This window comes from Agromyces binzhouensis (assembly GCF_004135055.1).
GTDB lineage: Bacteria > Actinomycetota > Actinomycetes > Actinomycetales > Microbacteriaceae > Agromyces > Agromyces binzhouensis.
This window is the reverse complement of the sequence record NZ_SDPL01000227.1, coordinates 1-5,066: the sequence shown is the minus strand read 5'-3', so window position 1 is coordinate 5,066 and position 5,066 is coordinate 1. Positions and strand designations below refer to the sequence as shown.

Here is a 5,066-nt window from a genome sequence, read left to right as displayed (position 1 = left end):
AGGCGGCGACGGATGCCACGACGGCCGCGTCGGGGGCAGGGACGCCGTCTGCACCGGCGGCATCCGCCCCGACCGCGCACGAGGGCCCGCTCGACGCCGGCGAGGTCGACCGCATCCGCGCCGGGTACGCCTTCGAGGGCCCGGCGCTCGAGATGGGTGCGCTCGTGAACGGCGAGGCGATGCCCGACGTGCCCGTTCGCATCCCGCTCGCGATGACCAACCGGCACGGGCTCGTCGCCGGCGCGACCGGGACCGGGAAGACCCGCACCCTCCAGCTCCTCGCGGAGCAGCTCGCGGCGGCCGGCGTCGCCGTGTTCGCGGCCGACATCAAGGGCGACCTCTCGGGGGTCGCGACGCCCGGCACGAGCAGCGAGAAGCTCCTGAAGCGCACCGACGGCATCGGGCAGGCGTGGGAGGCGGCCGGCTTCCCGACCGAGTTCTTCTCGCTCGGGGGAGTCGGTCGCGGCGTGCCGATCCGCGCGACCGTCTCCGGTTTCGGGCCCCTGCTGCTCGGCAAGGTGCTCGGGCTCAACGAGACGCAGGAGTCGAGCCTGGGGCTCGTCTTCCACTACGCGAACCGGAACGGGCTCGCCCTCCTCGACCTCGACGACCTGCGCGCGGTGCTCGCCTACCTCGTGAGCGACGAGGGCAAGGGCGAGCTCGACGGGCTCGGCGGGCTCTCGAAGGCGACGGTCGGCGTCATCCTGCGGGAGCTCATCACGTTCGCAGACCAGGGCGCCGACGTGTTCTTCGGCGAGCCCGAGATCGACACGGCCGAGTTCCTGCGCATCGCCGCCGACGGGCGAGGGGTCATCAGCCTCCTCGAGGTGCCGGGCGTGGCCGACAAGCCGGCCCTCTACTCGACCTTCCTCATGTGGCTGCTCGCCGACCTCTACGGGGGCCTGCCCGAGGTCGGCGACCTCGACCGGCCCAAGCTCGTGTTCTTCTTCGACGAGGCGCACCTGCTTTTCCGCGACGCCTCGAAGGAGTTCCTCGCGCAGGTCGTGCAGACCGTGCGGCTCATCCGTTCGAAGGGCGTCGGCGTCTTCTTCGTCACGCAGACCCCGAAGGACGTGCCGGGCGACGTGCTCGCCCAACTCGGATCGCGCGTGCAGCACCAGCTGCGCGCCTTCACGCCCGACGATGCGAAGGCGTTGCGCGCGACCGTCTCGACGTACCCGAACTCGGGCTACGACCTCGAGGAGACGCTCACGATGCTCGGCACCGGCGAGGCGATCGTCACCGTCATGAACGAGAAGGGCGCCCCGAGCCCGGTCGCCTGGACGCGCCTGCGCGCCCCGCAGGCGTCGATGGCGCCGAGCGAGGATGCCGCGATCGAGGCCGCCGTCGCGGCATCCCCCCTCACCGCGAAGTACGGCACCGCGATCGACCGCGAGTCGGCGCACGAACTCCTGACCAAGCGCATGGCGGATGCCGCGGCCGCGGCCGACGCGGCCGAAGCCGCCGAGGCGCAGGCGAAGGCCGATGCCGAGTACGCGAAGATGCAGGCGAAGATCGAGGCCGACCGCCAGAAGGCCGAGAAGAAGGCGCAGGCCGAGTACGACCGGCTCATGAAGCAGACCTCGTCGCGGGCGCGTTCGCGGACCGGGCAGCGATCGGCGCTCGAGGAGGTGCTCGGCTCGAAGAGCACGCAGAAGGTGATCACGCAGGTGCTGACGGGTCTCTTCGGCATGGCGAAGCGCAAGTGAACCGGTCCGGAACGGGAGGGGAGCCGGTCATCCGTCGCTATCGTGCCGCCGATCGCGCCGCCGTCGCCGAGGTGTGCCTGAGGACGGCCGCCGCGGGCGGCGACGCGACGGGCCTCTACTCGGACGACTCCCTCATGCCCGAGGTCTACGCGCTGCCCTACGTCGAGTACCAGCCCGACCTCGCGTACGTCGTCGAGTTCGACGGCCGGGTCGCCGGCTACGTGCTCGGCATCGCCGACACGCAGGACTTCATCGCGTGGTACGCCCGCGCCTGGGCGCCGGCGTTCCGTGAGCGGCATCCGGTCGCCGCGCCGCCGAGCCCGCATCGACCCGCGTACACCGAGGCGCAGCTCGTCGCCGACGGCGGTGACGCCGAGCGCATGCGGATCCCGGAACTCGACGCCTACCCCGCGCACCTGCACATCGACCTGCTGCCCGAGCTGCAGGGCCGTGGACTCGGCCGCCGACTGGTCGACACGCTCCGGGCGGCGCTCGCGGAGCGCGGCGTGCCCGCGCTCCACCTCGGGATCGACGCGGCGAACGTGGGTGCACGCGCGTTCTACGAGCGCCTCGGGTTCCACGAGCTGCCGTCCAGTCGGCCCGACGCACCGCGCTTCGGCATCGCGACCGGCTGAGGGCCGAAGCGGATCGGCGTCGGTCGCGGGGGCTCGGGTCGCGTCGGCTCGGAGATCGGCGGCTCAGGCGCGAAGGCCGCGGCCCTCGAACCAGTAGAGCAGGCAGGGGTCTGACGCCCGGAGCTCGGCCAGCGTCACCGGCTCGGTGCGCACGATCTCCTCGAGGTCGAGGACCTCGGCGATCGCATCGAGCGATCGGTCGTCCCAGAACGTGCCTCGCATGCGGAAGAGGCACGCGCCGGTGGCGTCGACGACGAACAGCTGCCGAACGGTCTCGAGCGTGTCGCCCTGGTAGGTCTCGAGGCGGAGGACGCCGGCCATGTCGCGGCGCGCGACGCTGTGGATGCGACCGAGGAACCCGCGCTCGACGATGCCGTGCGGACTGACCACGACCTCGGTGCGCTGGTAGCCGATGTACGCGGCGACGCCGAGTGCCGCGAGGACGACGACCACCGCTGCGGTGAGGCCCACCGCGGCGCTCCCGAGCGGGGAGACGAGCCAGGCGACGGTGAGGAGCACGGGTACCAGCAGGGCGATCACCGGAAGCCCGACGGCCCTCGTCAGGGAGCGACGGGGTCTCAGGGTGAGCACCCTGAGACCCCTGCCCCCTGCCTGGCCGGTGCGGGAGTCCCCTGCGTCCCCGTATCCCGTTCTCACCGTTGCCACTGACATCGGAGTCCATGTTCCGCCGATGCGACGGCGGGCGCCATTCGGCATTAAGGGGGACTTGCGCTCGGCGCGACGGCCGTGCTCGGATCCTCGCTCAGGACACGGCCGGGAGGACCGCCTCGCAGAAGTCGTCGGTCCGACCGGTCGAACCCTTCACGACGCCGAGGAACGCCAGGAACTCGTCGTCGGACGGGTCGGCGATGTCGTCGCCGTAGTCGATCAGCAGCTCGTACCGGACCTGGCCGGGATTGCGTGCGATGGCCTTGCCCGACTCGTCGAAGACGTTGGCGCTTCCGGTTGCGAGCACGAGGATCGTCATCGTCCCGTCACCGTTGTCGGTGATCGCGAGATCCTTGTCGACCGTCTTGCTCAGCTCCGTGACCGTCCCTCCCGGACCCGTGTACGTGCCGGTGAGCTCGGTGTTGGCCAGGAAGTACGGGGCCGTCCCCGGCTTGCGCGAATTGAAGAGGATGTGGATCTCGCTGATGAACTCGACCTCGACCGTGATTCCCGCGCCGCAGAAGTCGTCGTCGGTGAACGAGTCCTCCTCGACGACGCGGATGTTCTCGAGCGGGCGCGCCATCGCCGACGGAGCGGCGAGGACGGATGCCGCGAGCGCGGCAGCAGCGGCGGCGGCGATCAGGCCGCGACGGTGGAGCTTGGAGGATGCGGACACGGATTCCCCTTCCCGAGGCGCGCGATGCACGCCGTGCGTCATCGCGCAGCGGAGTCCGGGTTGGGGGCATCATCCCGTTTCCCCAGCCGTGCGGCCACTCCCGTTCGGGGGTATACGACAGAACCCCCGGTCGTCGGACCGGGGGTTCGGTGGCGGAGGATGGGGGATTCGAACCCCCGAGGGCTTTCACCCAACACGCTTTCCAAGCGTGCGCCATAGGCCACTAGGCGAATCCTCCTGGGACCCCTCACGCACCCGCCAGAGCCCGGTTACCCTTGCTGCGTTTCCGCCCTGGGGGAGTTGGCCTGGATGGCGCCACGTGAGGAGCCTCGGACAGTCTACCCGAGCGAACGCGTGCGTCGAACCGCGAGGTACTCCTCGAACGCCTCGCGGCTGGTCCGCTCGGGCGAGTAGCCGAGCACGCGCTTCAGGCGCGTGTTGTCGAGGACCGGCCGGTAGCGGAGGAAGCCGACCCGTTCGGGACCGTGCACCGTGAGTCGAAGCGCGCGTCCGACGCGCAGCGCCGCGGTGAGGAGCCTCGGCGAGACGGTCACGGTCGGCTTGCCGAGCGCGGCCGCGATCTCGGTGACGGTCACGCGACCGTCGCCGGCGACGTTGAAGGCGCCGGTGACCTCTCCGGTCGCTCCCCGCACGATGGCGCCGACGACGTCGTCGACCCACACGAACACGAACGGGCTCTCCGAGCCGGCGACCCGCAGGACGCGCTTCGCCTCCCACAGCGCCGTGATCTGGTTCGCGACCGTCGGTCCGAGGATGGTGCCGATGCGCAGCACGACCTGTCCGAGCTCGGGGTGGCGCGTGCGGTAGTCGGCGAGCATCTCCTCGACGAGTCGCTTGTGCCGGGAGTAGCTGAACTCCTGGTTGCCGCGGATCGGGTCGTCCTCGGTGAGCCACTCGGGGTTGTCGGCGTGGTAGCCGTACGCGGCGCCCGAGGAGGACACCACGATCCGGCGCACGCCGTGGGCGACGGCGGCGTCGAGCACGTTGCGCGTGCCCTCCACGTCGACGAGGTACTCCACGTCCTCGCTGAGCCCGCCCGGGTTCACGATCGCGGCGAGGTGCACGATCGTGTCGATCGCGTGGCGCTCCACGACGGCGGCGACGCCCGCGGCATCCGTCACGTCGCACGCCTCGACGACCACCCCGTCGGGGACGGATGCCGCGGGCGGACGCACGTCGCCCGAGACGACGAGCTCGACCTCGGGGTCCCACGCCAGGGCGCGGACCGCGTTCGAGCCGAGGAAGCCGCTGCCGCCCGTGACGAGGATGCGGCGGTTCACGACGACGCTCCCGATGCCGCCGCCGAGCCGGAGGCGGCGTCCGGCGCGTCGGGGGTGCCCGCACCGGCGTCGGCCG

General features: G+C 71.5%; 5 protein-coding genes, 1 tRNA gene and 1 other RNA gene. 2 read left to right on the top strand and 5 right to left on the bottom strand.

Annotated features, from left to right (window positions below):
• The coding region (locus ESO86_RS11355; RefSeq protein ID WP_207207102.1) for a helicase HerA-like domain-containing protein at nt 1-1,709 on the top strand (1,709 nt) is incomplete at its 5' end.
• Entirely contained in the window at nt 1,706-2,344 is a 639-nt protein-coding gene (locus tag ESO86_RS11350) for a GNAT family N-acetyltransferase (protein ID WP_129235082.1), read from the top strand. The genes ESO86_RS11355 and ESO86_RS11350, both read left to right, overlap by 4 nt.
• Before the next feature lie 63 nt (nt 2,345-2,407).
• Here the strand turns inward: ESO86_RS11350 and ESO86_RS11345 are convergent, their stop codons facing one another.
• The 5 genes from ESO86_RS11345 to ESO86_RS11325 all read right to left on the bottom strand — a co-directional run.
• Nucleotides 2,408-2,935, bottom strand: coding sequence for a hypothetical protein (locus ESO86_RS11345; RefSeq protein ID WP_129235081.1), 528 nt, complete (start codon nt 2,933-2,935; stop codon nt 2,408-2,410).
• 172 nt (nt 2,936-3,107) lie between these two features.
• Nucleotides 3,108-3,689 carry a hypothetical protein gene (locus tag ESO86_RS11340; protein ID WP_129235079.1) on the bottom strand — a complete coding sequence of 194 codons (582 nt, stop codon included), beginning with the start codon at nt 3,687-3,689 and terminating at the stop codon, nt 3,108-3,110.
• A 150-nt stretch (nt 3,690-3,839) separates the two neighbouring features.
• Nucleotides 3,840-3,927: transfer RNA gene (locus ESO86_RS11335), tRNA-Ser, on the bottom strand.
• Nucleotides 3,925-4,021: signal recognition particle sRNA small type (ffs, locus tag ESO86_RS11330), an RNA gene on the bottom strand. Before ffs ends, ESO86_RS11335 begins: the two co-directional genes overlap by 3 nt.
• A gap of 6 nt (nt 4,022-4,027) precedes the next feature.
• Nucleotides 4,028-5,066 (bottom strand): NAD-dependent epimerase/dehydratase family protein (locus ESO86_RS11325; protein ID WP_340638849.1); only part of this gene is annotated, 1,039 nt, incomplete at its 5' end.